The sequence below is a fragment of the Streptomyces dryopteridis genome, assembly GCF_049606955.1.
Lineage (GTDB): Bacteria > Actinomycetota > Actinomycetes > Streptomycetales > Streptomycetaceae > Streptomyces.
Genome location: NZ_CP187114.1, coordinates 891,146 through 914,495 on the forward strand (window position 1 = coordinate 891,146; position 23,350 = coordinate 914,495).

At 74.8% G+C, this 23,350-nt stretch carries 19 protein-coding genes; 11 read left to right on the forward strand and 8 right to left on the reverse strand.

Annotated elements, in window-relative coordinates; translation table 11 throughout:
• Nucleotides 1-100 precede the first annotated feature (100 nt).
• From ACN20G_RS30490 to ACN20G_RS30515, 6 genes are all read right to left on the reverse strand, one after another.
• Nucleotides 101-1,441, reverse strand: coding sequence for a serine hydrolase domain-containing protein (locus ACN20G_RS30490; protein WP_424216465.1), 1,341 nt, complete (start codon nucleotides 1,439-1,441; stop codon nucleotides 101-103).
• 189 nt (nucleotides 1,442-1,630) lie between these two features.
• The gene (locus ACN20G_RS30495) at nucleotides 1,631-2,317 is read right to left on the reverse strand and encodes a response regulator (protein ID WP_424216466.1); all 687 of its coding nucleotides are present in this window, start codon (nucleotides 2,315-2,317) and stop codon (nucleotides 1,631-1,633) included.
• Nucleotides 2,314-3,573: a sensor histidine kinase gene (locus tag ACN20G_RS30500; RefSeq protein WP_424216467.1), complete on the reverse strand. Its 1,260-nt coding sequence runs from the start codon at nucleotides 3,571-3,573 to the stop codon at nucleotides 2,314-2,316. Before ACN20G_RS30500 ends, ACN20G_RS30495 begins: the two co-directional genes overlap by 4 nt.
• A gap of 81 nt (nucleotides 3,574-3,654) precedes the next feature.
• Nucleotides 3,655-5,157, reverse strand: coding sequence for an amino acid permease (locus tag ACN20G_RS30505; RefSeq protein ID WP_424216468.1), 1,503 nt, complete (start codon nucleotides 5,155-5,157; stop codon nucleotides 3,655-3,657).
• A 75-nt stretch (nucleotides 5,158-5,232) separates the two neighbouring features.
• Entirely contained in the window at nucleotides 5,233-6,636 is a 1,404-nt protein-coding gene (locus tag ACN20G_RS30510) for a glutamate decarboxylase (protein WP_424217394.1), read from the reverse strand.
• Nucleotides 6,637-6,906: 270 nt separating this feature from the next.
• Nucleotides 6,907-7,101, reverse strand: a complete 195-nt coding sequence (locus ACN20G_RS30515; RefSeq protein ID WP_424216469.1) for a hypothetical protein — start codon at nucleotides 7,099-7,101, stop codon at nucleotides 6,907-6,909.
• A gap of 152 nt (nucleotides 7,102-7,253) precedes the next feature.
• Between ACN20G_RS30515 and ACN20G_RS30520 the strand changes: the two genes are divergently transcribed.
• Together ACN20G_RS30520 and ACN20G_RS30525 are read left to right on the forward strand one after the other, a co-directional pair.
• The gene (locus ACN20G_RS30520; RefSeq protein ID WP_424216470.1) at nucleotides 7,254-7,781 is read left to right on the forward strand and encodes an O-acetyl-ADP-ribose deacetylase; all 528 of its coding nucleotides are present in this window, start codon (nucleotides 7,254-7,256) and stop codon (nucleotides 7,779-7,781) included.
• Nucleotides 7,782-7,880: 99 nt separating this feature from the next.
• On the forward strand, nucleotides 7,881-8,807 hold the full coding sequence (locus tag ACN20G_RS30525) for a carbohydrate kinase family protein (RefSeq protein WP_424216471.1): 927 nt from the start codon (nucleotides 7,881-7,883) through the stop codon (nucleotides 8,805-8,807).
• Between the two features lie 25 nt (nucleotides 8,808-8,832).
• On the opposite strand, the gene ACN20G_RS30530 is transcribed toward ACN20G_RS30525, so the two are convergent.
• A complete protein-coding gene (locus ACN20G_RS30530) occupies nucleotides 8,833-9,465 on the reverse strand; it encodes a sigma-70 family RNA polymerase sigma factor (protein ID WP_424216472.1) in 633 nt (210 codons plus the stop codon).
• Between the two features lie 116 nt (nucleotides 9,466-9,581).
• Between ACN20G_RS30530 and ACN20G_RS30535 the strand changes: the two genes are divergently transcribed.
• On the forward strand, nucleotides 9,582-10,457 hold the full coding sequence (locus tag ACN20G_RS30535) for an alpha/beta fold hydrolase (protein ID WP_424216473.1): 876 nt from the start codon (nucleotides 9,582-9,584) through the stop codon (nucleotides 10,455-10,457).
• Nucleotides 10,458-10,491: 34 nt separating this feature from the next.
• Here the strand turns inward: ACN20G_RS30535 and ACN20G_RS30540 are convergent, their stop codons facing one another.
• Nucleotides 10,492-11,925: an aminotransferase class V-fold PLP-dependent enzyme gene (locus tag ACN20G_RS30540; RefSeq protein ID WP_424216474.1), complete on the reverse strand. Its 1,434-nt coding sequence runs from the start codon at nucleotides 11,923-11,925 to the stop codon at nucleotides 10,492-10,494.
• A gap of 332 nt (nucleotides 11,926-12,257) precedes the next feature.
• Here ACN20G_RS30540 and ACN20G_RS30545 point away from each other — a divergent pair, with 332 nt between their 5' ends.
• From ACN20G_RS30545 to ACN20G_RS30580, 8 genes are all read left to right on the forward strand, one after another.
• A complete protein-coding gene (locus tag ACN20G_RS30545; protein ID WP_424216475.1) occupies nucleotides 12,258-12,698 on the forward strand; it encodes a GNAT family N-acetyltransferase in 441 nt (146 codons plus the stop codon).
• 983 nt (nucleotides 12,699-13,681) lie between these two features.
• Entirely contained in the window at nucleotides 13,682-14,656 is a 975-nt protein-coding gene (locus ACN20G_RS30550) for a polyprenyl synthetase family protein (protein WP_424216476.1), read from the forward strand.
• Nucleotides 14,657-14,821: 165 nt separating this feature from the next.
• Complete coding sequence (locus tag ACN20G_RS30555; RefSeq protein WP_424216477.1) at nucleotides 14,822-16,942, forward strand: 1-deoxy-D-xylulose-5-phosphate synthase; 2,121 nt, start codon at nucleotides 14,822-14,824, stop codon at nucleotides 16,940-16,942.
• 11 nt (nucleotides 16,943-16,953) lie between these two features.
• Entirely contained in the window at nucleotides 16,954-18,138 is a 1,185-nt protein-coding gene (ispG, locus tag ACN20G_RS30560) for a flavodoxin-dependent (E)-4-hydroxy-3-methylbut-2-enyl-diphosphate synthase (protein WP_424217395.1), read from the forward strand.
• A gap of 79 nt (nucleotides 18,139-18,217) precedes the next feature.
• Nucleotides 18,218-19,252: a terpene synthase family protein gene (locus ACN20G_RS30565; protein WP_424216478.1), complete on the forward strand. Its 1,035-nt coding sequence runs from the start codon at nucleotides 18,218-18,220 to the stop codon at nucleotides 19,250-19,252.
• A 1-nt stretch (nucleotide 19,253) separates the two neighbouring features.
• A complete protein-coding gene (locus tag ACN20G_RS30570; protein ID WP_424216479.1) occupies nucleotides 19,254-20,336 on the forward strand; it encodes a Rieske 2Fe-2S domain-containing protein in 1,083 nt (360 codons plus the stop codon).
• A 259-nt stretch (nucleotides 20,337-20,595) separates the two neighbouring features.
• Nucleotides 20,596-21,147: an ABC transporter ATP-binding protein gene (locus ACN20G_RS30575; RefSeq protein WP_424216480.1), complete on the forward strand. Its 552-nt coding sequence runs from the start codon at nucleotides 20,596-20,598 to the stop codon at nucleotides 21,145-21,147.
• On the forward strand, nucleotides 21,144-23,345 hold the full coding sequence (locus ACN20G_RS30580; protein WP_424216481.1) for a YhgE/Pip family protein: 2,202 nt from the start codon (nucleotides 21,144-21,146) through the stop codon (nucleotides 23,343-23,345). Before ACN20G_RS30575 ends, ACN20G_RS30580 begins: the two co-directional genes overlap by 4 nt.
• The last annotated feature ends 5 nt before the right edge of the window (nucleotides 23,346-23,350 follow it).

Below are 23,350 nucleotides of genomic sequence, written 5' to 3' on the forward strand. Positions count from 1 at the left end.
TTGTCCCCCGCCCTTGCCCCCGCCCGGGTCGGCACGCGCGAAGGCCCCCGTCCGCGCGGGGAGGCGCGAACGGGGGCCGGACGGGGCGGGGCGACGGGGCTCAGCGGGGCGTGCCGCCGGGGCGCGGCAGGGGCAGGTCGGCGGGCAGTGCGCGCAGGGCGCCCGGCGCGGGGAGGACGGAACGCCCGTCGGTCGGGGGCCGGGTGGACAGGGCGCGGTCCAGGAAGGCGAAGAGGGCCTCGCCGATCGGGTCCGGGAGCGGCTCGCCCTGTTCGTCGAAGCGCTCGTACTTCGTCAGGTTGTATCCGAGGGCGACCTGGCGCCGCCCGTCCTCGGAGGAGAAGGCCCAGGTCCCGCCGCCGAACACGCCGCCGTTGTGGCCCCAGTAGTCGCGCCCGTCCGACATCCTGAGGGTGAAGATGCCCAGGCCGTAGCGGACCAGCGCCTCCTCCCCCGGCTCGGTCTCGTAGGCGGGGACGGTGGTCTTCATCTCGCGCAGGGCGGCCGGTCCGAGCAGCCGGCCGCCGAGCAACTGCCGGTAGAAGGAGTTGAGGTCGGTGGTGGTCGAGACGAGGGCGCCGGCGGTCCCGCCCCAGGACATGTCGTACACGCTGTAGTCGCGGGGCGGGTCGATGTGGCCGTGGAAGGACTCGTACAGGCGGGCGTGCGGGCCCTCGATCCGGGGGGAGGTCGGGAAGCGGGTGTGCTCCAGGCCGGCCTTCCGGATCACGTGCCGGGAGATGTACGTCTCGGGGTCCTGACCGGTGACGCGTTCCAGGATCAGCCCGGCGAGGATGTAGTTGGTGTTGGAGTAGTTGTGCCGGCCGCGTTCCCCGGCGGGCGGGGCGGCGAGGCCGAGGCGGGCGAGGTGCTCGGGTTCGAGCCGGCGGAAGCGGCCCGCGTCGAGGGCGCGGCGCGGGTCGTCGAGGATCCCGGGGAACGCGGGCAGCACGTAGTCGCCGATGCCGCTGGTGTGGTCGAGGAGCATCCGCACGGTGACGGTCCGGGCCCGCTCGTCGGTGACGAGGTCGGGCAGTCGGCGGCCGATGGGCTCGTCGAGGCGGAGCCGGCCGCGTTCGACCTGCTGGAGCAGGGCCACGGCGGTGAACGTCTTCGTGATGCTGCCGACCCGCGTTTCGAGGTCGGGGGCGGTGGGCCGGCCGGTCGCCTTGTCGGCGACGCCGGTGGCGCCGCGCCACTGCGCGGAGCCCTCGCGCACGGCGGCCCAGGACCCGTACATGCCGGCGTCCCGGAACGCGTCGAGCGAGGCCCGCAGGGCCTCGCGGTCCGGGCCGGGGCGCGCGACCGGGGCGCCGACGGCCAGGGCCCCGGGCCCCGGCCCGCCGGCGGCCGAGACCGGCGCAACCCCCAGGGTCAGGGCCAACAGGGCGGCCGACACCACGGCCGTGGTGCGACCCGCGCGGTACGCGGCTGAGCTCATGACGGACACCCTCCGTGGAAGCTTCGCGCACGCTCCGTGCACACCCCCCGATCCTGCCCGTCCCCCGCCGGCGCCACGTCACCCCGAGGTCGGATCCCGTCCTCCTCCCCGGGACCCGGCGCAGGGGGCGCACACCACGACCTTCGTCGCGCCCCAACTGCCTTGCGGAACAACGAAAGTGAGGTTTGATCAGGTCGACCGCTCGCGGCGCTCCAGGGTCTCGCGCAGCAGGCGGCGGTGGTCGTTGGCCAGGAGGGCGAGCCGGGTGCGGTTGTCGAGGCCGAGTTTGCGCAGGGTCCGCGAGACGTACGTCTTCACCGTGCCCTCCGCCACGTCGAGCGCGCCCGCGATCTCCTGGTTGCCGGCGCCGTCGGCCAGGGCGAGCAGCACGCGCAGTTCCCGCACGGACAGGCCCGCCACCCCGGCCAGGAACTCCGCGTTCGCGGCGTGCCGGTGTCGGGCGTAGGTGTCGAGGACGGGGGCGAGGAGGTCCGGGGAGAGGACGGCCCGGTGCCGGCTCGCGTCGCGCACGGCGCGGCGCATCTCCTCGCCCGAGGCCGTCTTGAGGAGGTAGCCGTCGGCCCCGGAGCGCCAGACCCGGGCCAGGGCCGCCTCGTCCACCCGCGTCGTCAGGACGAGGATGCCGAGGTCGGGGGCGTCGGCCCGCAGCCGGCCGGCCGTCTCCGCGCCGTCGGGCCCCTCGGGCATCAGCAGGTCCAGCACGACCACGTCGGGCGCGTGCCGGGCCACGGCCGCCAGGGCCCGCGCGCCGGAGGCGGCCTCCGCGACCACCACGATGTCCTCGGCGGCCTCCAGCAGGGTGCGCACCCCGGCGCGGACGATCTCCTCGTCGTCGACGATCACCACGCGGATCATTCCGACGCACCCTCCCTCGGCTCCGGTCCGGGGGCGGCGGGCCCCGGGACCCGGGCGCGGACGGCGTGCCCGCCGTCGGGCCCGGTGCGCACGGTCAGTTCGCCGCCGATCCGGGCCACCGCCCGCCGCAGCCCTTCCAGGCCCAGCCCCGTCCCGCCGGCCGGCGTCGGGCGCCCGCGGCCCGCGCCGGGCGGCCCGTTCGTCACCTCCAGGGTCCAGGCCGGCCCGTCCCGGTCCAGTCGCAGGTCGAGGGGGGCGCCGGGCGCGTGTCGCAGGGCGTTGGCGACGGATTCGACGAGGACGTGGCGCGCCACGTCCCGCTCCCCGGGCGGCAGGGTCCGGTAGTTCGACGCGAAGGTCTCCCCGACGCGCACCGGGGTGCCGGCGGCCCGGATCGCGACCCAGGCCCCCACCAACCCCGCCCACCCGTCCCCGTCCTCGTCCTCGTCCTCGTCCCCGTCCGCGTCTCCGGCCTCGGAACGCCGCAGCCGGAGCACCGCCGTCATCGTGCGCAGGTTCTCCGTGGCCGAGGCGCACTGCGCGTGCGCGGCGTCGAGCAGCCGGGTGACCTCCTCGGGCAGCGGCCCGGGGCCGAGCCGGACCCTCAGGGACTCCACGATCAGGTTCAGCAGCGCGACGTCGTGCCCGAGGAGGTCGTGGAAATCGGCGGCGAGCCGGGCGCGTTCGGCGGTGACGGCCCGTGCCACCAGGCGTTCGGCCTCGCGCGGGGCGCGGGCCCGGTCCTCCTCGCGCCGGCGGGCCGTGACCCCGCACAGCAGGGTGGTGGCGAGGGCGAGCAGGGTCACCGCCACCCCGGCCGGGGCCCCGGCGGCCAGGAACGAGGGCCCCGAGCCGGTCACCGCCAACACCAGCAGCGCCGCGCCCGTCACCGACCCGAACACGAGCGCGGACCGCCGCGACCGGTACCGGCCGGCCGCCCAGGCGAGGAAGTACACCACCGTGAACTGCATGCTCACCAGCGCCGCCGCCAGTCCGGTGCCGGCGGCGAGCGGGAAGCGTCGCCGGCGCCCGAGGAGGGCGAGGGAGCCGAGCACGATCCCGGACCAGCGCAGCGCGGGGTGCGTGGCCCAGGAGTCGTGCGCCCAGGCCGCCGACGCCTCGAACGCCGTGCTCGTGGCCAGGCAGGCGGCAGCGGCCCAGCGGTCCCGGCCCGTCGGGCCCCACCCGGGACGGACGGGCCCGGGGGCGGTCGGGCCCTCGCCCGCAGCCCGGGGGCCGGTCCCGTCCTGCTCCATCCCCCCATCCGACCCCGCCCGGCGGCCCGGGGCCCGCACCGCGGGCGGGGGCGCGCCGGGCCGTCCCGCGAACGGCCGAGGTCAGGGCGCGGTGTCGGGGGCGGGGACGGCGGCGGGGCGCCGGCGGCGTCCGAGGAACACCGGGATGCCGGTGAACACGAGCAGTCCGGCGGCGACGAGCCCCACGTAGGTGCCGGGGTCCCCGACGGGCAGTTGGGCGGGCGGCACGAAGGACAGGACCAGGGCGAAGGCGACGGCGGTGAAGCCGGTGCCGGCCACGGCCCACATGCCGGGCCGGCCACCGGGGACCCGGAAGGCGCGGGGCAGGTCGGGGCGGGTGTGACGGAGCCGGATCGCGGACGCGTAGAGCAGCAGGTACATCACGAGGTACAGGGAGACGGTCATGGCGGAGATGAGGAAGAAGGCCGTGGAGACGTTCGCGGTGACCAGGTAGACGGTGGAGATCAGCGTGACCACCACGCCCTGGGCCAGGAGGATCCCGAGCGGGGCGCCCCGGCCGTTGGCGCGGCGCAGCGGGGCCGGGAGGTACCCGTCGTGGGCGGTGGCGACGAGGGCCTTGCTGGGTCCGCCGATCCAGGCCAGGGCTCCGCTGAGGGCGCCGTAGCAGACGAGGGCGGAGACGACGGGGACGAGCCATCCGACGTGCAGGGCCCCGCCCAGCACCCGCTGGAAGGCGTCGAAGACCCCGGCGGTGAGGGAGATCCGGTCGTAGGGGAGGATCCCGGCGACGGCCAGGGCACCGGCGGTGAAGATGCCGAGGGTGAGGGCGGCGCCGAACCACATGGCCCGGGGGTAGCCGCGCGCGGGTTCCCGCAGTTCGGAGACGTGGACGGCCTGGGACTCGGCGCCCGCGAACAGCAGCAGGATCCCGGCGAGGAAGGAGAGCGTGGCCAGTCCGGTGAACGCGGGCAGCAGGCGCGGCGATCCGGAGCCCGCGGCGACGGCGGCGGCGTGCACGTGCTCCCAGCCGATGGGCCGGCCGGAGGCCACCCAGTAGCCGAACAGTCCCAGGAGCAGCAGCCCGGGCAGGGCGGTGCCGAGGACGAACCCGCGCTTGGCGATCCGCACGAGGAGTCCGGTGCCGCGCAGGGCCACGAGGGTGGCGAGCCAGTACGCGCCGATGCAGAACAGTCCGATGTAGACGTGGTTCGCGGCGAGGGAGGGGTCGTGGAGGGCGAAGGCGAGGGCGACGGCGGCGAATCCGAGGCCGGTGGGGTACCAGACCACGTTCTGGATCCACTGGAGCCAGACGCCGACGAAGCCGGTGCGCTTGCCGAACGCCTCCCCGATCCAGGTGTACACGCCGCCGGCGCGGCCGGCGAAGGCGCTGCCGAGTTCGGCGGAGACGAGGGCGGCGGGGACGAGGAAGAGGAGCCCGGCGAAGCCGATGTATACGAACATCGTCAGCTCCTCCTTGGCCATCATGGGCAGTCCGCGCAGGCTGGTGATGACGGCGGCGGCCGTCATCAGACCGAGCGCGGGCACGCTCAGCCCGCGTGCGCGCCCGGCGCGCGAGAGGATCGCGGCGGGGTCGCCGCGGGAGGGACGGGGGTGGGCGGGCATGACGGTGTTCCCTTCGAAGTTCCGCGAACGGGGGGGCGGCGCGCTCGGGGGCGGCGCGCTCGGGGCCGGGGCGCGTCAGTGGTGGAACGCGACCGGGCCGGGGGCCGGAGCCGGGGCCTGGAGGGCGGGGCGGCGCGGGGCGCGGGTGAGCGCGTCCACGGCCCGGCGGAGGTCGGCGAGGAAGAGCTCGGCCTTGTCACGGCTGATCTCGCGGCGCACGAGGATCCGGTGGACGACGGTGTCCTCCCGGTCGGCGGGCAGCGGGTAGGCGGCCACCTGCCAGCCGCGTTCGCGCAGCTTCGCCGACAGCTCGTGGAGGGTGAAACCGGCGCCGGCCGGGTCGGTGAGGGTGTACGAGACCCCGGGCAGGGCGCCGCGGCCGTCGTAGAGGAGGGTGAACGGGCCCAGGGCGGCGATCTCCTCGCCGAGGTGGGCCGCCGTGTCGAGGAGGGTGCGCTGGAGGCGTGCGTAGCCCTCGCGGCCCAGGCGGAGGAAGAGGTGGTACTGGGCGATGATCCCGCCGCCGGGGCGGGAGAAGTTCAGGGCGAAGGTGGGCATGTCCCCGCCGAGGTAGTCCACGCGGAAGACGAGTTCGGCGGGCAGGTGGGCGGGGGTGCGCCAGACCACCCAGCCGACGCCGAGCGGGGCCAGGCCGTACTTGTGGCCCGAGGAGTTGACGGACACCACCCGCTCGACGCGGAAGTCCCACACGAGGTCCGGCTGTGCGAAGGGGGCGACGAAGCCTCCGCTCGCCGCGTCCACGTGGATCGGGACGTCGAGTCCGGTCTCGGCCTCGATCCGGTCGAGTTCGGCGGCGATCTCGGCGACGGGTTCGTAGTCGCAGGTGAAGGTGACGCCGAGGACGGCGACGACACCGATGGTGTTCTCGTCCACGTACTCGCGCAGTTGGTGCGGCCGCAGGCCGGTGGCCCCGGGCTCCAGGGGCACCTCGCGCAGTTCGACGTCGAAGTAGCGGGCGAACTTCTTCCAGCAGATCTGCACCGGACCGCACACGAGGTTCGGGCGCGCGTCCGACCGCCCGGCGGCCCGACGGGCGGCGCGCCACCGCCACTTCATCGCGAGGCCGCCCAGCATGCACGCCTCGCTGGAACCGGTCGTGGAGCAGCCGAGGGCCGACCCGGGGTCGGGGTTGTGCCACAGGTCCGCGAGCATCCGCACGCAGCGCCGCTCGATCTCGGCGGTCTGCGGGTACTCGTCCTTGTCGATCATGTTCTTGCCGAGGTTCTCGTCCATGAGGCGCCGGACCTCGGGCTCGCTCCACGTGGTGCAGAACGTCGCCAGGTTCTGGGACGCGTTGCCGTCGAGCTCCAACTCGTCGTGCACGAGCCGGTAGACGGCGTCGGCGGCGGCGCCCCGGGAGGGGAAGCGGGTGGTCGGCAGCGGCACGCGACCGAGCGGGCCGGCGTAGACGCCCGCGCCGGGCCCGACGGGGGCCGAGGGTGCGGGGGTCGGGGCGATGGGGGTGGTGTCGATGGGGGTGGTGTCGATGGTCACCGGGTCACCTCACGTGTGTGGTGTGAACGGGGTCCCGTGCCGACGGATCACGGTAGGGGCCGGGGCACGGAGGGGGACCCGCCCGGATCCCGTCTCCTCGCCCGTACCTCCAGCAAACGCCCTCGCGGGCCGTCCCGGGGGCCGCGAAAGCCCCGACTCCGAGGACGTGCGCCTCCCCCGGTCCCGCCCCCCTGTCAACGAAAGGAGGCGCCGGCCCGGGACCCGACCGGCAGCCTAGTTGCCTCCGCCCCCGCAGCCGCCGCCACCGCCGCAGCCGCCTCCACCGCCGCCGCACGAGGAGTCGCCGGAGCCGTTGCCCGAGGCCCACCAGGACCTGCCGCGGCGCTTGGGCGGGCCGACGATCACGATCCGTGCCACCGCCAGTACGACGCCGATGCCCAGCAGCACCAGGATCACCACGACCTCCATGCCGTCACCCCCGTTTCGCACGCGCGCTCGCCGGCGCGCCGCCCGGGATCCGTTCCCGTGTCGCGGACCATGCCCGGCGCCCGGGGTCCGGGTAACCGGAGTTGAGCCAATCCAGAGCTTCCCGCGGCGGGCGTGCTCCGTATGGTGGGTGCGTGATCACCGTCAACCTGGTCCTCGGGGACATCACGCGACAGCGCGCCGACGCCATCGTCAACGCCGCCAACTCCTCCCTGCTCGGGGGCGGCGGGGTGGACGGGGCCGTCCATCGGCGGGGCGGGCCCGAGATCCTCGCCGACTGCCGCCGGCTGCGGGCCGGGCACCTGGGCAAGGGGCTCGCGGTGGGGCGGGCCGTGGCCACCACCGCCGGCGCCCTCGACGCCCGCTGGGTGATCCACACGGTGGGACCGCGTCACGTGCCGGGCGAGGACCGCTCGGAGCTGCTCGCGTCCTGCTACCGCGAGTCCCTGCGGGTCGCGGACGAACTGGGGGCGCGGACGGTCGCGTTCCCCGCCGTGTCCACCGGCATCTATGGCTGGCCCTTGGACGACGGGGCCCGGATCGCGCTCGCGACCGTGCGGGAGGTCTCGGCGGCCGGGTCCTCGGTGACCGAGGCCCGGTTCGTGCTCTTCGACCGGGCGGCGTACGACGTGTTCGCGGCCGCCCTCGCCGCCTCCGACTGAGCCGACGCGCCCGGCTCGCTCCGGGGGGCGTGCGCCGGCGGGAGCGGCGGGGGTCGTATCGTGCCCGTCACCCTGCTCTCGAACGAAGGCGCCACTCCCATGATCCTCGTAGCCGGCGAGGCCCTCGTCGACCTCGTCCCCGTTCCCGGAGCCCCGCAGGCCCCGCCCGTGGCGCGGCCGGGCGGCGGGCCCTACAACACGGCCGTCGCGCTGGGCCGGCTCGGCGAGCCCACCGCGTTCTGCTCCCGGATCTCCACCGACGCCCACGGCCGCGAGCTGATCGCGGGCCTGCGCGCGGCCGGCGTGGACACCACGCCGGTGCTGCGGGGGCCCGAGCCGACCCCGCTGGCCGTGTCCACGCTCGGCCCGGACGGCTCGGCGCGCTACGAGTTCCGGGTGGAGGGCACCGCCGACCGGCTGTTCACGGCGCCGGCGCGGCTGCCCGAGGGCACCCGGGCGGTCTCGTTCGGCACCTGTTCGCTGGTGCTGGAGCCGGGGGCGAGCGCGTACGAGGAGCTGATGCGGCGCGCGGCCGGGGCGGGGTTGTTGACGGTCGTGGACCCGAACGTGCGCCCCGCGCTGGTCCCGGACGCCGAGGAGCACCGGGCCCGGTTCCGGTCCTGGTTGCCGCACACCGGGCTGCTGAAACTCTCCGAGGAGGACGCGGAGCGCCTCGGCGGCGATCCGGGGGCCTGGCTGGCGGCGGGAGCGGGGGCGGTGGTGCTGACCCGGGGCGAACGCGGGATGAGCGCGTTCCCGGGGCCGGGCCGGCGGATCGACGTGCCGGCGGTCCGGGTGCCGGTGGTGGACACGATCGGGGCCGGGGACACCGTGACCGCCGCCCTGCTGCACGGGCTGGCCCGGCACGACGCGCTGTACCCGACGGGTCCGGCCGGGTTGGGGGACGCGGTGTGGACGGAGCTGCTGACGTTCGCGGCCCGCGCCGCCGCCCTGACCTGCTCCCGCCCCGGCGCGCAGCCCCCGACGGCGGCGGAGGTGGCGGAGGCGGCCCTCGCGGGACGCTGAGCGCGCCGGGGTGGGGCGTGGGCGGTCAGGGGGTGTCGAGGGCGTCGAGCTGGGCGCGGCGGGCCAGGGCGCGCCGGGCCGAGGCCGTGCCGTCGGCGCCGGGGCCGTCGGCGGCCGGGGCGGCGCGGCCGGTCGCCGTGTCGAGGGCGCGGGCGATCTCGTCGTACGCGGCGCGGTGGGCGGTGGTGGGCCGGCCGGCCGGGGCGGGGCGGCGCAGGTCCTCCTCGACCAGCCGGCGCAGCGCGTCCGCGGAGCGCGGGGTAAGGCGTTCGCGGCCCCGGGCGAGGGCGTGGACGCGCGGGGCGCAGGCCGCGTCCGCGCCGAACAGCCGGACGAGGTCCTCGGCCACGGCCCACAGCCGGCCCTCCAGCCAGGCCGGGTCCCGGTGGTCCAGGCGGAGCGGGGCGCCGGGGGCGGGTGCGGGGGCGGCCCCGGGCGGTCGGGGGCGCAGGAGCTGCTTGGAGACGGCGGGCTGGCTGAGCTCGGCGAGGCGGGCGATCTGTTCCTGGGTCCAGCCGGCGTCGGCGAGGCCGCGGATCAGCTCGGCGCGGGCGGCGCGGGCCTCCTCGCCGGCGCGGATCGCGTCGTTCAGGGCGGCGAAGACCCGGCCGGCGCGGTCGACGGCGTCCGGGGTCGGGGGTTCGGGTGGGTGGGTCATGACCCGGTTGTAGCCCACCGGCCCGCAGCTTCACAACCCGGATGTACAACCATGGCGTACAACCGAGGTGTACAACCTGGTTGTGGAGCGGGCGCGGCTCGGGCAGACTCCTCTCCGTGACCCGCTTCCCCGCCTTCGACGGCACCCTCCTCGCCCACCGCACCACCGGCCCCGACACCACGAGCACCACAGGCCCCACCGGCTCCGGCGCGCCGCTCGTGTGCCTGCCCGGCGGCCCGACCTCCGCCGACTACCTCGGCGACCTCGGCGGCCTGGCCGCGCACCGCCCGCTGGTGCTGCCCGACTGGCGCGGCACCGGCCGCTCCGCCCGCCCCGCCGATCCGGCCTCCCACCGCTGCGACCGGCTCGTGGACGACGTGGAGGCGCTGCGCGTCCACCTCGGGGCGCCGACCCTCGACCTGCTCGCGCACTCGGCGGGCGCGAACGTCGCCGCGCGGTACGCGGAGCGGCACCCCGAGCGGGTCCGCTCGCTCGTGCTCGTCGGGCCGGGCACCCGCGCCGTCGGCGTGGAGGTCACCGGCGCGTGCCGGCTCGCGCTCGCCCGCCGGCGCGCCGCCGAACCCTGGTTCCCCGACGCCTTCGCTGCACTGAACGCCCTGGTCAGCGGCTCCGGCTCGGCGGCCGACGCCGAGGCCGTGGCCCCGTTCTTCCACGGCCGCTGGGACGAGGCGGCCCGCGCGCACCACGCGGCGGGCCGCCCCGCCGACCCCGAGGTCGTGGCCGGCTTCGGGGCCGAGGGCGCGTTCGACCCGGAGCGGACGCGGGCCGCGCTCGCCGGGTTCCCCGGCCGGGTGCTCGTGCTGACCGGCGAGTTCGACCTCAACAGCCCGCCCGAGCCGACGGCCGCGCTCGCGGCCCTCTTCCCCCGTGCCCGGCACCACGTGCAGCCCGGCGCCGGCCACTCCCCCTGGGTCGACGACCCGGCCGCGTTCACCGCGACCGTGACGGCCTTCCTGGCCGAGACCGACTGACCCGGCGGGCGGGCCGGGGAACGGGGGGACGGAATCAGGCCATCGCGCGCGAGACCCGCCACATCGCGTCCAGGACCCGATCCACGTCCGCCTCCTCGTGGAACAGGTGCGTGGACACTCGGATCGGGTGGTGCCTCTCCTCCGACCCCGGCACCGCGCACGAGGTGGCGCGCACGACGATCGCGTGGTCCGCGCGCATCCGGGACACGAACTCCTTCGACGCGCCCTCGTCCGTGATCCGCCCCGACGCGGCGTGCGGGTCGAAACTGGACAGGGCGGACACCAGCTCGGGGTCGTCCTTCGGCGAGTACAGGGCCCGCACCCCCCAGCGTTCGGCGATGCCCTCCTTCAGCCGGGCGCTCAACCTGAGCACGTACTCCTCGATCCGGCGCCGCCCGATCGCGTCCCAGGCCGCGCACACGGTCCGGAAGCCCTCGAAGTTGGCGAGCTGCCGGTTGCCGATCCCCGAGAGCAGCCCGCCGATGTCGTAGGACTCCTTCGCGCCGTCGGTCCGGGGCTTCAGGCCCTGCTCCGGGTACTGCATCGACACGGGGGTCCAGAACGTGGGCAGCGGCTTCGGGTTGTACCGGGGGTCCACCTTGTTGCGCACGTACAGCACCCCGTTGCCCGAGGGCCCGCACTGCCATTTCGCGCCCGCGCCGGCGAGGAAGTCCACACCCAGCGTCCGGTACTCGTAGGCCATCATCCCGGGCAGGTGGGCGCCGTCGACGATGCTGATCAGCTCGTGCCGCTGGGCCAGCGCGGCGAGCCTGCGGATGGGGAGCATGGTGCCGGTGGTGAAGGTGGGGGCGGAGAAGAAGAGGGCCCTGGTCCGCGTGTTGATCTGCTCGGCGAACAGGCGCACGTAGTCCTCGGCGCGCTGCGCGTTGCCGACGGGCACGGCGACCCGGCGCAGCACCACCCCGTACCGGTCGCGCAGCACCCGCAACGGGGACTCGCCGCCGCTGTGTTCGTGGTCGGTGGTGACGATCTCGTCCCCGGGCCGCCAGTCCAGCCCGGCGAGGATCTTGCACAGGCCGTCGGTGGTGTTGTCGGCGAGGGCGAGTTCGTCGGGGTCGCAGCCGAAGCCGGGCGCGATCTGCCGGCGCAGGTCCGTGAACTCCCCGTACCCGGAGACCGCGTCCCGGGCGATGCGGCGCAGTTCGGTGTCGACGGCGTCCAGGGCCCGCACCGGCGGGGAGCCCACCGTGCCCACGTTCATGTGCAGCAGGGCCGGGTCGAGGGTGAACTCCAGCCCCGGCCAGCGGGCGCCGGCCGCGCGGGCCGGCGCGGACGCGGCGGCGGCGGTCCCGGCGCCCGCCAGGCCCAGGCCGCCGAGCCCGACGACGGCCGCGCCCGCGCCGGCGGCGGTGAGGAACCCGCGCCGGGACGCGGCCCGGGCGGGGGACGGGGCGGTGGTGCGGGAGGTGGTGGTGCGGACGGGTTCGGTGCGCGTCGTCGCGTGCATGATCAGGGGCCCTCCGGTGGAGCGTGGGCGCGGACGGCCACCCGCGACACCGGTCGCCGGGCGGGATCCTCGGGACCGCGCGCGCTCCGTACGCCGTTCGCGTCCGCGCGCCGCTCCGCCCTCGCCGTGATCATTCTCGGAGAGGGGGCGGGACCGCCTCCAGGGGTCGTGGGTCACCGGCCCCGGGGCCGAAAGCAGGCCCCCCGGACCGGATTTCCCCCCGTGTCCCGAACCGGCCCGGCATCCCGTACAGGGCCCCGGACCGAGAACCGCGGACGGGGGCCCGGCGGCGTGCCGGGGCATTGTCGGACCCGCGGGTTACGGTCGAACGCATGAGCACCGCCGCCGCCCCCGAGGGCGCCACCGAATCCCCCTACACGCTGCGGGCCGTCGTCCCCGCCGTCGAGACCTACCGGCACCTGCGGGTGGCCTCGGGGCTGAGCCCGAAGAGCGTCGAGTGCGCGGAGCTGGGCCTGCCGAACAGTTGGCACGCCGTGCTCGTCGAGCACGCCGGCGAACCGATCGGCATGGGCCGGGTGATCGGCGACGGCGGCGCGTTCTTCCAGATCGTCGACATCTGCGTGCTGCCCGAACACCAGGGCCGGGGCCTCGGCGGCCGGATCATGACCGCGCTGGTCGAGGAACTTCGGGCCAGGGCCCCGCGCGGCGCCTACGTGTCGCTGATCGCGGACGGCGACGCCCGGTTCCTGTACGAGAAGCACGGCTTCCGCGAAACCGCCCCCGCCTCGGTCGGCATGCACCGCCTGATCTGACCCCGAACCGACCCCTGCCCCGTCGCCTCGCGTCGTGCCCCGTCGACTTCCCCCGTCCCCGGGTCGGGTTCACGGCCCGGGCCCGGGGGGGGCGGGCGGGCGGGCTCGGTCTTCGCGCTCCACGAGGTGCCCGAGCCCCGGTGGACCGACTCGAACTCCTCGCCTCCACCGGTCGGGTACTCGTACCCGTCTCCGGACCACTGCATGGCGGTCGTGCGAGGCCCCCTCACATCGCACCCCGCCGTGACGCCCCCTGCGCACCGTCCGGCCGCCCGCGTCACGTGTCCGCTCCCCCACCGGGCACGACGCTCGTACTCGGGATGCCCGGACGGCGACCCTCTCGGGTCGCGGCGTGGCCGTCGCCCGTGCACCGCAGCAGATCCACCGGACCGTCACCATCACTCGCAGGGGGGAACGGGGCGCGCAGGAGAGCCCGTTCGGCGTGTGGCGGGGATCGCGCACGCCCTTCACCGCGAGCCGATTACCTCGGGTGCCACTTGCGTGCGCTGGGGTCTCCCGGCGCAGAATCGAATCTGCACCCTCGGCCACAAGCTCACCCTCGAAAACTCGTGTCACCGGACCCGCGCATGCGACCGCGGGGTCGGCGAGCCGGCGGTGGCACGTGGTGACCGGAGCCCGTGTTCACGCTCGGGCCGGCAGGACCGCGTGGACGTCCACCGCCGTCGCATCCCGTGGGCCTCGCGGTTTTCCCTCGGGCACGTCCCCGCCGTCCCGGGGTCGCCTCGCACGCCGGGCCGCACGCGGCCCCGCCCGGCCTTCACACGAACAGGACGCCCATGTCCGCCGCCGTTCCCCCTCGTACCTCCACGCACCACGACCCCCCGATCCCGGAGCAGCGCGCGGGGGCGACCGTTCCCCCGGCGCGCACCCCCCTGCCGGAGCCCCGCCCTCGCCCTCGGCCCCGACCGCCCGGACACACCGCGCCCGAGATCGCGCGCGGGGCCCTCGAACACGCCGCGGCCGTGACCCTGCCCGGGCTGCGGGCGGCCGTCGACACCCTCTCGCCGGAGGTCCGGCACGCCGCCGGGGTCCACTTCGGCTGGTGGGACGCCGCCGGCACCCCCCGCGAGGTCCCGGCGGGGAAGATGATCCGCCCCGCGCTCGTCCTGGCCTGCGCGCACGCCACCGGCGCCGGCACCGCACAGGCGGTTCCCGCGGCCGTCGCCGTCGAGCTGGCCCACAACGCCTCCCTTCTCCACGACGACGTCATCGATCACGACGCGACCAGAAGGGGCCGCCCGACCCTGTGGGTCGAACTGGGCACTCCCGCCGCGATCCTGACCGGGGACGCCCTGTTCTTCCTCGCCGTCCAGACCCTGACCCGGGCCGGGGGACCGCTCGCGGAGCGCGGTGGCCCCGACCTGATCCACACCATCCAACGCCTCATCGGCGGCGAGTACGTCGACACCCTCCTCGAAGGGGCCGTCGCCCCCCGCCTGAGCGTGGTGGAGGAGATGGCCGGTGCGAAGACCGGGGCCCTGATCGCCCGGGCGTGCGCGCTGGGCGCCCTCGCGGGCGGCGCCCCGGAGAGCGTCGTGGAGGACCTGGCCGCGTTCGGCACCCACCTGGGGGCCGCGTTCCAGCTCGTCGACGACGTCCTCGGCATCTGGGGCGAGGAGCGCCTGACCGGGAAGCCCGCCCACTCCGACCTGCGCTCGCGCAAGAAGTCCCTCCCGGTCACCGCCGCCCTCACCGCCGACCACCCCGCCGCCCGCGCGCTGGACGCCCTCTACCGGCGCGCGGAACCCTTCGGCACGGCGGAGTTGCCGGGCATCGCCGCGCTGATCGCCGAGGCGGGCGGCCGGACCTGGGCCGAGGCACGCGCCGCCCACCACATCGCGGAAGCCCACCGGCACCTCGCCGCCGCCCGCCCGAGCCCGCGGGCCGAACGCGTCCTGACGGCCCTCGCCGACCTCGTCACCCACCGAAACCACTGAACGGCTCCCGCCCCTTCCGGCCGCGACACCCGACCCACCCGGCACCCGCCGCGCGTGGCACGCCCCGGGCGGATCTCCCGACCACGGTGCTCGACGCCCCGGATCATCCGGCCGAGCGACCGGGAAGACCCGCACCTGGGCCGAGTTCAGAAAGGCCCTTCCCTCATGCTCACCCCCGACCCGCCGGGTGTCGACGTCGATGCCCCTCGCACGACACCCGGCGGCACCACCCCCGCCCCCGCCCGCACGGCACGTGCCGAGGCGATCGCGACCACCGCGACCGACCCGGCCCGCCTTCGCGCCCTGCCCGCCGATCAGCTCCCGGACCTCGCGGCCCGACTTCGCCACGCCCTGATCGAGAAGGTCTCCGCGACGGGCGGCCACCTCGGCGCGAGCCTGGGCGCGGTGGAGTTGACGATCGCGCTGCACCGCGTGTTCTCCTCCCCCCGGGACGTGATCCTCTTCGACACGGGGCACCAGTCCTACGCGCACAAGATGTTGACGGGGCGTGCGGCGGGCTTCGACGGGCTCCGAACGGCCGGGGGCCTGTCGGGGTATCCCTCGCGTGCGGAGTCGGTGCACGACTGGGTCGAGAACTCCCACGCGTCGACCGCCCCCGGCTACGCCGACGGCCTCGCCAAGGCATTCGCCCTCACCGGCACCGCCACCGGCACCGGCCGGGTCGGGATCGACCGGCGGGTGGTGGCGGTGATCGGTGACGGGGCCCTGACCGGGGGTGTGGCCCTGGAGGCCCTGAACAATCTGGGGGACTCCGGCCGGCAGGTGATCGTGGTCCTCAACGACAACGGCCGGTCCTACGACCCCACCGTCGGCGGCATCGCCGCCCACCTGGCCCTGCTGCGGGAGGACGGGCGACGAACCGATCCGCCCCGTCGGCGCCCGCCCGGGCCCGCCGGCCCGCGCGAGGCTGCCCGGGGGAACCTGTTCGAGTCCCTGGGGTTCACCTACCTCGGCCCCGTGGACGGGCACGACACCCTCGCCGTCGAGAAGGCGCTGCGCACGGCGGTCGCGATCGCGGGTCCGGTGGTCGTGCACGCGGTCACCGTCAAGGGGAAGGGGTATCCGCCGGCCGAGGCCGACGAGGACGACCGGATGCACGCGTGCGGGGTCATCGACCCGCTCACCGGCCGGCCCCTGAAACCGGCCGGCAGGACGTGGACGGACGTGTGCGGGGAGGAACTCGCCGCGATCGCCGACAGCCGCCCCGACGTGGTCGCGATCACCGCCGCGATGCGCCTGCCCGTCGGATTGGGCCCGTTCTCCCGGCGGCACCCGGACCGGGTGTTCGACGTGGGGATCGCCGAGCAGCAGGCCGTCACCTCCGCCGCCGGCCTGGCGATGGGCGGCCTGCGTCCGGTGGTGTGCCTGTACGCGACGTTCCTGAACCGGGCCGCGGACCAGGTCCTCATGGACGTGGCCCTGCACCGGCTGCCCGTCACCTTCGTCCTGGACCGGGCCGGGATCACCGGCCCCGACGGCCCCAGCCACCACGGCACGTGGGACCTCGCGCTCCTCTCGCGCGTCCCCGGCATGCGGCTCGCCGCGCCCCGTGACCCGGCGAGGCTGCGCGAAGCGCTCCGCGAGGCGGTGGCCCACACCGACGGGCCCACCGCCGTCCGCTACCCGAAGGCCGGCGCCGGTCCCGACGTGCTGGCCGTCCGCCGGATCCCCGGCGGCCCGGACCTGCTGGCCGAACCCGAGGAGGGACGGTCCGAGGTCCTCCTGGTCACGGTCGGCCCCCTGGCCGGGATCGGTGTCGAGGCCGCGCGCCTGTTGGGCCGGGAGGGGGTGCGGGTCACCGTGGTCGATCCCCGGTGGGTCGCACCCGTCGACGAGCGTCTGCGCGACCTCGCCCTGGCCCACCGGCTGGTCGTCACCGTCGAGGACGGGATCCGCACCGGCGGCATCGGCACCCTCCTCGCCCAGACCTGCGCCGACGCCGGGCACCCCGGCCGGGTGCTGAACCTCGGGCTGCCCCCGGAGTTCCTGCCCCACGCGAGCCGCGACGAGCTCCTCACCGCCCACGGCCTGACCGCCGAAGCCCTCGCCGACACCATCCGCACCCGTCACCACCAGAGCGGGTCCGCCCCCACCTGCGAGCACCGCACCGAATCGGGCCCCGCCACGCGTCGCAAGACCGGCAGCCGCGGTGGTGTCGTCCCCAATCAGCGCCCCGCCCGGAACGAAGCCGTCGGCTCGTCGGGGACCGAGCGCATCGGTGCCGACTGTTCCGCCACGCCCACTGCCAGGAGGTCCGGATCGTGAACCCCGTCGACCTGCCCGCCCCCACCCGCCACCGGCAAGGTCCGGGCGAGGGCCGCACCGCTCCGTTCGCACGGCGCACCACACGCCGGCTGGACGTCGGGACCGTGCCGGTCGGAGGCGGGGCGCCGATCTCCGTGCAGACGATGACGACGACGCGCACGGAGGACGTCAACGCGACGCTGCAACAGATCGCCACCGTCGTCGCGGCCGGCTGCGACATCGTCCGCGTGGCCTGCCCCAACCAGGAGGCCGCCGACGCCCTCCCCAGGATCGTCGCCGCCTCCCCGATCCCGGTGATCGCCGACATCCACTTCCAACCCCGCTACGTCCACGCGGCGATCGACGCCGGCTGCGCCGGGGTCCGGGTGAACCCCGGCAACATCAAGAGGTTCGACGACCAGGTCGCCGCCATCACCAAGGCCGCCGACGCGGCCGGGGTCCCCTTGCGGATCGGGGTCAACGCCGGCTCCCTCGACCCCCGCATGATCACCCGCCACGGCGGCATCACCGCCGGCGCCCTGGTCGACTCGGCCCTGTGGGAAGCCTCCCTGTTCGAGGAACACGGCTTCACCGACTTCAAGATCGCCGTCAAACACCACGACCCCCTCGTCACCATCGACGCCTACCGACGACTCGCCGACCGCACCACCGCCCCCCTCCACCTCGGCGTCACCGAAGCCGGCACCCCGATGCAAGGGGCCATCAAATCCGCGACCGCGTTCGCGATCCTCCTCGCCGACGGCATCGGCGACACCCTCCGCGTCTCCACCTCCGCGCCCCCCGCCGAACAGGTCAAGGCCGGCTGCCACATCCTCGCCTCCCTCGGCCTGCGCCCCCGCACACTGGAGATCGTCTCCTGCCCCGGCTGCGGCCGCCTCCAAGTCGACATCCACCGACTCGCCGCCAAGGTCGAAGCCGCCTTCGACGGCTTCCCCCACCCCCTGCGCGTCGCCGTCATGGGCTGCGTCGTCAACGGACCCGGCGAGGCCCGGGACGCCGACATCGGCGTCTCCTGCGGAAACGGAAAGGGCCAGATCTTCGTCCGCGGCGAGACCATCACCACCGTCCCCGAGAACAAGATCGTCGACGCCCTGCTGGAAGAGGCCCTCCGCCTCGCCGAAACCACCACCGGCGAGGACCGGGGCCCCCGGCCGAACCGCGGCGACGACGGTGACGGCGACGGCAGGTCACGGTGAACCACCCACCCGGGCCTCCGGCTCAACCCCGTCCGCCCATCGACGCCGCGGGCGTCGCGACCCTCGCGCAGGAGCGATCATGACGACCGTCGAGGACACCAACTCGCTCATCTCCGTCCCGTTTCCCCACCGCGTCAACCCCCGTATCGACGACGGCCGTCAGATGGCCCTGGACTGGTGTCGTGCCTGCGGCATCACCGAGGACACCGACGTGACCTGGCGCCGCTACCGGGAGGCCGACCCCGAACGGATCATCGGCTACTGCTACCCCGACGCCCACGGGGAGGACCACAGGCTGGCCGTGGACATGATGTGCCAGTTCGTGGCCACCGACGATGCCTTCGAGTCCACGTTCTGGCAGGACCCGGGTGCGGGCGTCGGCTACCTCGAAGCGGTGTCCGAGGTCCTCCACGCCCGCACCCCCGTCGCCCCGCGGCCGTCCCACGCCCCGCTGGTGCGCATGTTCATCCCCATGTGGGAACGGTCCTGCCGGGGCATGAGTCCCGCGTGGCGCGAGCACGCCGCGCGCAGTTGGCTCGACTACTTCTGGGGGTACCTCTCGGAGGCCACCAGCACGGACCTCCCGATGCGCGACTACCTGGAGTTGCGCCGCACCGTGGTCGGCACCTCGCCCTGCTTCGACATGCTGGAACGCGCCCACCACTACGAACTCCCGGAACGCTTCCGCACCCACGTCCTCTACCGGCGACTGCGCGAGGCCGCCACCGACCTCGTCACCCTCTGCAACGACGTCGCCAGCGTGCGCAAGGACCAGGCCCGCGACGACGCCTCCAACGCGGTGCTGCTCCTGGCACGGGCGCGGCACCTCGACGTGGCCGACGCCCGCCTGCGGGTGGTGGAGATGATCCACGACCGCGCCCGGGACCATCACTCCTCCCGACAGGACGTCGACCGTGTCTGCGACCTCCTGTACATCGAGGGGAAGGAGCGGGCCCACTGCCACCGCTGGGCACGCGAGGTCCTCGAATGGGTCGGCGGGAACCTGCGCTGGCAAGGGCAGATCGCCCGCTACTACGGCAAGGCCCGGGCGGTCCTCCCGGACGCGGCGCACCTCGCGGTCCTCACCGGCTGCCCGATCGGGCGAGGAGCCTGACATGTGGCGCATGACGCCGCGCCGCCACTGGCGCTCGTACGTGGTCGAGGACGAGCACGGGCCGGCCCCCGGCCACGTCGGGACCGCCCCGCTGCCCTACCCGGAGGGCTGGTTCATGCTCGTCCCCTCGGCGGAACTCACGGTGGGGAAGGTCCTCACCCGCAGGCTCATGGGCCACGAGGTCGTCGTCTACCGCACCGCGTCCGGACAGGCCCGAGCCGTACGCGCCCACTGCCCGCACCTGGGAGCGCACCTGGGGCACGGCGCCGTGCGCGGCGAGACGATCGTGTGCCCCTTCCACCAGTTCTCCTTCGACGGGGACGGCGAGATCGCCCGGGTCGGCCTCGGGTACACCTCCGCGCCCAAACAGTGCGCCCTGCCCGTGCTGCCCTGCTCGGAGGTCAACGGCGGGGTCTTCGCCTGGGCCGGGAACACCCCTCCGACCTGGGTCCTCCCCGAACTGCTCACCCCACGCCACACCCTCACCCGATACCTCACCTACGACGTCCCCACGCACCCGCAGGAGATCCTGGAGAACGGATCCGACACCCGCCACGTCCTCCTCCTGCACGGCTACCGGGCCGCGCCGCGGCCCGCCGTCCTCGAAGGACACGTCCTGCGTCAGGACATCGACCTCCTCAGGCCGATCCCTCCCCTGCCCCCGCTGCGCCTGCGCGCCGAGATCCGACACCACGGACTCGGCTTCTCCACGATCCGCGTCCACATCCCCGCCGCCGGGATCGAACAACGCGTCCTCGTCTCACCCCGTCCCGTCGAACCCTGGCGCGTGCACGTGGCGATCGGCGCCGCCGTGCTCCTGACGCCCCCGAAGGGGGCCGAGAACCCGCTCGTGCGGACGGCGGCCACGCTCCTCGGCAGGATCACGGCCCCGCTCGTGTACCGGCTGCTGATGAGGGAGGTGAACGCGGATTTCGAGATCTGGTCCTCCAAGCGGTACGTGAACCCGCCGAGGGTCGCCGCCGGAGAAGGCCCCATCGGACCGTTCCGCAAATGGGCCGACCAGTTCTATCCCGAGCACCCGGTCACCCTTTGGGGCGGTCCGGGCGACCGGGAAACCCGTTGACCACAGGCGCGCACGGTGCGGCCCGCGCGGCCGGCCACGGGCGGAACCCGCACGTCACACCCCTCGAACCTCCGGCACCGCGCACCTCACCCGGCATGGTCCGGTCGGGGTAATTCCGCGCCCCGGTCGTCACGGAATTCCTCCGATTTCGTTGACGGAAAACAACATGGTCATCGGAAAATCAAGGTCGAGGGTGATGAAATCGAGCCGACGTGTCGCGAGGGGCTGAATTTCATCGGTGAATGCCTATCGTGTGCGAATGATCTCGCTGAAGGATTTTTGTCTGGTCGGGCCGGAGGGGCCTGTTTTCGGTCCCGTCGACGCCGAGATCCGCGAGGGCCGGCTGGTGGCCGTGGTGGGCCCCGGCGGTTCCGGCCGGTCGAGCCTGTTGATGGTGCTGGCGGGCCGGCTGCGGGGCGGGGTGGGCGAGGGTCCGCCGGCGGGAACGCGTGAGATCACGGCCCTGGCCCGGATCACCGGGGTGGTGGAGACCGACGAGTACCGCAAGGTGGGGCAACTCCTCGCCGATCAGGGTCTGGACGGCGCCCTGCCCGGAGACCCGGACCGGCGCTACGGCGAGCTGTCCGCGGCGGAGCGACTGCGGGTCGACGTCGGACTGGCCCTGGCCACGGGCGCCCGGGCCGTGTTCGTGGACGACGTGGACCGCGGCCTGGTCCCCGAGGACCTCGAACGCGCCTGGGCGTACCTGCGCGAGGTCGCGGATTCCGGGCCGGCCGTCGTCGCCGGGGCCTGCGCGGCCCCGCCCGAGGTGGACGACGTGATCGACCTGGGACGGAGAACGACCGAATGAACGCCCTGCGGCTCGCCGCCGTCGAGCTCGCCCGGTTCACGACCGGGCCCTTGGTGCGCCGCTTGGTCCCCCTGGCCCTGGTCCTGCTGCCGACGCTCTACGGCGGGTTGTACCTGTGGTCCAACTGGGATCCGTACGGCCGCCTGAAGGACGTGCCCGTGGCGGTGGTGAACCTGGACGAGCCGGTCACCGCCATGGGCAGGACCGTGGACGCCGGACACACCTTCGTCGAGGAACTGACCCAGGACCACACCCTGGGCTGGCGCTTCGTCGGCGAGGAGGAGGCGCGGCGCGGACTCGACGACGGCACGTACTACTTCATCGTGACCGTGCCCCGGGACTTCAGCGCCGCCCTGGCCAGCCCGCTCTCCCTGCGGCCCCGACAGGCCCACATCACCTTCACCCTCAACGACGCGCGCGGTTTCACCATCGGGAAGATGGGCGAGTCCGCCGAGCCGGCCCTCCAGCGGCGCGTGAACTCCGCGGCCTTCGCGACCTACACCCGGGCCGTGCTGGAGAAACTGCCCGAACTGCACGAGCAGATGTCCAAGGCGGCCGACGGCGCGGGAAAGCTGTCCAAGGGCACGGACACCGCGGCCGAGGGCGCGGACAAACTCGCCAAGGGCGTCGCGCAGCTCTCCGACGGGTCAAAAACCCTCGCCGACGGCGCCGGGCAGGTGGCCGACGGCACCCGGCAGCTGGTGGAGGCCGTCGACGCGGCCATCGCAACCGCCGAGGGCGAGACCGCGCACGTCGCCGGCGCCGTCCGGGAAGGGGCGCGGGCCGCCTTGTCGACCGTGGAGGTGCTGACCCGACTGGCGGACAAGGCCGTCGCGGACACCTCGACCGTGCTGAAGACGGTGCGGCAACTGTGCGCCGCGGACCCGGGACGGGTCTGCCGCGACGCGGTCAGGGCGGCGGCCGGCGCGCACCGGATCACGGTCAGGGTCGCCCAGGACCTGCACGTCCTCCAGTACCGGCTCACCAAGGCGACCGAGGTGCCCCCCACGCTCGACGCCCTGACGAAACTCCTCGTCCGCGGCGAGAACACCGTGCTCCGCATCGCCGACGACCTCACCCGGGCCACCGCCAGGACGGCCCGGCTGGCCGACCTCGTCCACCGCCGCGTCACCCGCAAGTGCGCGGGCGACCCGGGGCCCGTGTGCGCCGGGCTGGTCAAGCTGACGAAGGACGCCCGGGACACGGCCCGCTGGATCGACACCGCCCAGCACCGGATCGACGGCTCCGCCCACCGACTGGCGAAACTCGTCGACCGGGCCGCCGCCCGCCTCGCCGCCCTGCCCGACACCGTCGCCGAGGCCAGATCCCAGGTCCGGCTCCTCGACGACGGCGCCCACCAGGTCGCCGACGGGGCGAACCTGCTGCGCGACAACCTGGGCACGGCCCGCGGCGGAGCCGACGAACTCTCCTCCGGCCTGGTCGAACTCCGCACGGGCGCGAAGGAACTGGCGCGCGGACTCGACGCCGGCGCCAAGAAGATCCCCACGATCCGACCCGCCCTGCGCACCAAGATGGCCCAGATCCTGTCCAACCCGGTGGAGATCCGCACCGACGTGGAGAACCCCGCCCGGGTCAACGGCCGCGGTCTCGCACCCTTCTTCTTCGGCATCGCGCTCTGGGTGCTGGGGCTCCTCGGCTACCAGATCCTCCGCCCGTTCAACAACCGGGCCCTGGCCGGCAACCTGCCCTCCGTCAGCGTGGCCCTCGGCGGCTGGCTGCCGATCCTCGGCATCGGCGTCCTCGCGGTCGGGGTCCTGTACTCCTCCGTCGACCTCGGCCTCGGGCTCGACCCGGTGCACCCCGTGCAGACCCTCGGCCTCATGACCCTGGGCATGGCCGCGTTCACCGCGATCTCCTACGCCCTCAGGGCGGCCCTCGGGGTGGTCGGCGGACTGCTCTCGCTCGTCCTGCTGATGCTACAACTGACCTCGGGAGGAGGCACCTACCCGATCCTGACCTCACCGCAGCCGTTCAAGTTCCTGCACCCGCTGCTGCCGATGTCCTACCTGATCGACGGTCTGCGCGTGTCGATCTCCGGCGGCCTCCAGGAGCACTACTGGTTCGACGCGCTCGTGCTCACGGGGTTCCTCGTCGGCGCACTGGCCCTGGCCGTCCTGATCGCCCACCGCCGGCGCACCTGGACCTTCGGCGACATGAAACCCCCGGTCGAGATGTGACGCCC

What these genes read in the sequence shown, in the direction of transcription:
- ACN20G_RS30565 (WP_424216478.1), top strand. Translation starts at nt 18,218, where the DNA reads ATGACGACCGTCGAGGACACCAACTCGCTCATCTCCGTCCCGTTTCCC.
- ACN20G_RS30540 (WP_424216474.1), bottom strand. Translation starts at nt 11,925, where the DNA reads ATGCACGCGACGACGCGCACCGAACCCGTCCGCACCACCACCTCCCGC.
- ACN20G_RS30580 (WP_424216481.1), top strand. Translation starts at nt 21,144, where the DNA reads ATGAACGCCCTGCGGCTCGCCGCCGTCGAGCTCGCCCGGTTCACGACC.
- ACN20G_RS30575 (WP_424216480.1), top strand. Translation starts at nt 20,596, where the DNA reads ATGATCTCGCTGAAGGATTTTTGTCTGGTCGGGCCGGAGGGGCCTGTT.
- ACN20G_RS30530 (WP_424216472.1), bottom strand. Translation starts at nt 9,465, where the DNA reads ATGACCCACCCACCCGAACCCCCGACCCCGGACGCCGTCGACCGCGCC.
- ACN20G_RS30545 (WP_424216475.1), top strand. Translation starts at nt 12,258, where the DNA reads ATGAGCACCGCCGCCGCCCCCGAGGGCGCCACCGAATCCCCCTACACG.
- ACN20G_RS30525 (WP_424216471.1), top strand. Translation starts at nt 7,881, where the DNA reads ATGATCCTCGTAGCCGGCGAGGCCCTCGTCGACCTCGTCCCCGTTCCC.
- ACN20G_RS30495 (WP_424216466.1), bottom strand. Translation starts at nt 2,317, where the DNA reads ATGATCCGCGTGGTGATCGTCGACGACGAGGAGATCGTCCGCGCCGGG.
- ACN20G_RS30555 (WP_424216477.1), top strand. Translation starts at nt 14,822, where the DNA reads ATGCTCACCCCCGACCCGCCGGGTGTCGACGTCGATGCCCCTCGCACG.
- ACN20G_RS30500 (WP_424216467.1), bottom strand. Translation starts at nt 3,573, where the DNA reads ATGGAGCAGGACGGGACCGGCCCCCGGGCTGCGGGCGAGGGCCCGACC.
- ACN20G_RS30570 (WP_424216479.1), top strand. Translation starts at nt 19,254, where the DNA reads ATGTGGCGCATGACGCCGCGCCGCCACTGGCGCTCGTACGTGGTCGAG.
- ACN20G_RS30515 (WP_424216469.1), bottom strand. Translation starts at nt 7,101, where the DNA reads ATGGAGGTCGTGGTGATCCTGGTGCTGCTGGGCATCGGCGTCGTACTG.
- ACN20G_RS30490 (WP_424216465.1), bottom strand. Translation starts at nt 1,441, where the DNA reads ATGAGCTCAGCCGCGTACCGCGCGGGTCGCACCACGGCCGTGGTGTCG.
- ACN20G_RS30505 (WP_424216468.1), bottom strand. Translation starts at nt 5,157, where the DNA reads ATGCCCGCCCACCCCCGTCCCTCCCGCGGCGACCCCGCCGCGATCCTC.